Below are 3,108 nucleotides of genomic sequence, written 5' to 3'. Positions count from 1 at the left end.
GTGTCGAGGTGGTCGATTCGACGCCCGCCACCAGGAACGCGTCCCCGTCGCCCGCCCGCACGGCCTGGGCCGCCATCGCGGTGGCCTGCAACGAGGAGGCGCAGAAGCGGTTCACGGTGACCGCCGGGACGCTGTCCAATCCTGCGAGCACCATGATACGGCGTCCAATGTTGTCGCCCTGCGCGCCCTGCGGTACCGCACAACCCACGTAGGCGTCCGCGAACTCGGCGGAGTCCAGCTGCGGAACCGCCGAGAGCGCTCCCCGGATGGCTGCCAGTGCAAAGTCTTCGGGTCGCTCACCGGCCAGCGATCCCTTGCGGGCCCGGCCGATCGGTGTCCTGCGGTAGGCGACGACGACCGCGTCATTCGGCGCGATGGCGGTGTTCACGATGATGTTTCCTTTCATTGTGGCCCGCCAGAACGACCGGCCGGCCTCAAGGGCCCGGAAAGACGATTTGGACCGGGACGCATTGTCCGCGTGCACAACGGGCACGGGCCCAAGTTCTTGCATCCGATACTTTTCCGAATATATACGAACCGTATCGTATTGCACAAGGCTCTGGGATTTTTCGAGATTATGCCGACATCGCTGGAGTCGCGGAATTAAAGAGGATTGCGGGAGGCGCAGTGCGCCAGACGCGTCGCGAAGGTAATGGACGCGGACAGGGGCGGGCCACCGCTGGAGGCGTGGCCGTTCACCGGCTCAGCCGCCGAAGGCCTCTTGCGTCCCAATAGGGGTGCGTGTCACCCAAACTGGGGCCGGAGTTGCGCCCCGGCCAAGGCTGGAATACTGCTTCCCAGCAAAGCCGGGCAGGGGTGCAGCCTCATTCCAATGCCCCCTGCGGCCCCAAAAGGCTGCCTGGTCAATCCTTTTAGCCACAGGGCCCTTCCGGGCCTGCGTGTGATGGGCCCGGAAGCGAACATAAGTAATACTTTGGACCGCTACCCTGCAGCAAGCCCTTCCAGTGCCGTCTGCAAGATGGCATCGGTGGCCTTGGCGTCAAGGGGGCCCGATTGGAACAACAGGCGGAAGTACACGGGTGCATAGAGCAGTTCCGTGACGACCGGGGCGTCGAGATCCTTGCGCATCGACCCCTCGCTTATGGCCTGCTCAACCAGGGACGTAACAACCAGCGCGCGCGGGGTCCAGAAATGTTTCTTGAATTCAGCCATCGCTGCCTCGTCGCCCTGGCACTCACCGATGAGTTGCGCCACGAGCCGACCCTCATTGCCCGCGTAGACCTCCGCAAGTGAGGCCATGTGCTCACGAAGCGCGTCGATCGCAGGGACATCCTGGCGCACTGGAGTACGCGCTACATGGTTGTCCAGGAATGTATCGATCACCACGGCAACCTTGCTCGACCACCACCTGTAGATAGTAGTCTTGCTGACGCCAGCCTCACGGGCAATGCGCTCGATCGAGAGCTTTTGCACCGTAAATCCCGTAGGCCCCGAATCTTCGAGCAACTTCATGGTTGCTTCCAAAATGGCCCGACGACTTTCTTCACTTCTGATTGCCATGGGTCAACCATACGTGCATAATCATCCAATACGAAACGTACACGATCCCACTTTGGTGCTTCAACGAGCGGGCATCGCAGGGTACCTTCGATGGCCCAGCGAGAAGCGTCAGCCTGTTTACGTGAAAATTTTGACGACCCAAGCAGCACGGCAAAAAATCTTCGGGCACCGAAAAGTTGGATCACCAACGTTTCCGGTTCGGGCGCAGGACCTTGGGGCATTCTGAAGCGAGTCGTTGAAGAGGTGACGTGGCATCTTTGTTTTGAATTGTGACCCGCCTTACACTCGGTACGAAACGGATCGAATCTTCTAAGGAGGTGCCGTGACTGCATCTTCCGACGGCAACGCCAGACCTTCCCTACTCGGCATGTGCTTGCCTGCACCGCAGATCTATCACGGAACTTCATCCGAGGTGGACCGATGACTTCCGTACTGGATACCCGGTCGGTTCCTCCGGCCGAGCGGCGGGACTACTGGTCTGCAGGAATCGCCGAGCGCTTCTTCCCGATGCACGTTGAATCGGTCGGGGCGCCCTCCTTCGAGGCCCGCTTGGCCATTGGCCAGGTCGGGCCGGTCGGGGTCCAGTCCATCCAAGGACTTGCGCACCGGGTGGCCCGCACGCAGCAGATGATCGCCGCCGCCGATCCGGAGTGCATCTTGCTGTATTTGATGACCAGAGGCACGATCTATATCGAACAGGACGATCGCAGCTGTGTTCTCCGCCCCGGTGACATTGCGTGCCACGATACGTCGCGGCCTTCCACTTTTGAGGGCCGCGACGGTTTCGAGGTGCTCGTATTCAGCATTCCCAAATGGTTCATAGGGGCGCAGGCCGAGGGCATCGCCCGGCGTTCCGCGACGCGGGTGGATTCGGGCCAGGGACGGCTCACTGGGCCGGCAACCCCGTTCCTCGCGCAGCTGGCACGAACCACAACGAGCGGCGGCGGACTCACGAGCCCTGACGGGGAAGGCGCTGCACAGATGCTGCTGCCCTTGCTTCGCAGCATGTACGGCGCGCAGGAGATTTCCGGTCCGCGCTCCGGCCCTGAGGCACTGCTCGCTCAGATGCAGCGGTATGTGATGGACCACCTGCACGACCCGGAACTCGGGCCCGAGCGGATCGCGCAGGCCCACTTCGTGTCTACGCGCTACGTCCACAAGCTCTTTGCATCCTCCGGCACCGGGGTGTCGTCCTGGATCCGCGAACGCCGGTTCGAGGGTGCCGTGGGCGAGTTGCGGCGGTCCCCGGAAACGACGATCGCGATGGTCGCGACGAGGTGGGGATACCGCCATCCGGCGAGCTTCAGCAGGGCCTTCCGCGAGGTCCACGGCTGTGCCCCGCGGGATGCCAGGCATCTGCCGGAGCCTGCCGGGAAGACCCCGCCCGATTGTTAGGGCGGGGTCTTCCCGGCACCTGCCCATTGGGCAGGGCGGGGGCTCCCCGAAGATAGGCCATCACGCCTGCGGGAAGCCTGCCTCACGCAGGCGGGTGCCCCAGATCCCCGACTTGCCCGGGGCGATAATTCCGTTCGGGTCAAGGGTGTCCTTGATCGTCTCGTTGAAGCGCCGCAGCGTGTGGTCGTTGAA

3 protein-coding genes are annotated in these 3,108 nt (G+C 62.8%); 1 reads left to right on the top strand and 2 read right to left on the bottom strand.

What is annotated here, in order from left to right; translation table 11 throughout:
• Positions 1–388: beta-ketoacyl synthase N-terminal-like domain-containing protein (locus tag LQV45_RS22935; protein WP_290370296.1), on the bottom strand; the 388-nt coding region annotated here is incomplete at its 3' end.
• A 554-nt stretch (positions 389–942) separates the two neighbouring features.
• Positions 943–1,521, bottom strand: a complete 579-nt coding sequence (locus LQV45_RS22930) for a TetR/AcrR family transcriptional regulator (protein WP_230008967.1) — start codon at positions 1,519–1,521, stop codon at positions 943–945.
• A gap of 420 nt (positions 1,522–1,941) precedes the next feature.
• Between LQV45_RS22930 and LQV45_RS22925 the strand changes: the two genes are divergently transcribed.
• Complete coding sequence (locus tag LQV45_RS22925) at positions 1,942–2,916, top strand: helix-turn-helix domain-containing protein (protein WP_290370297.1); 975 nt, start codon at positions 1,942–1,944, stop codon at positions 2,914–2,916.
• Positions 2,917–3,108 lie beyond the last annotated feature (192 nt).

The sequence above is a fragment of the Microbacterium sp. Bi128 genome, assembly GCF_918698205.1.
Note: the sequence above shows the minus strand (reverse complement) of the source record. Positions and strands in the feature narration are given on the sequence as shown.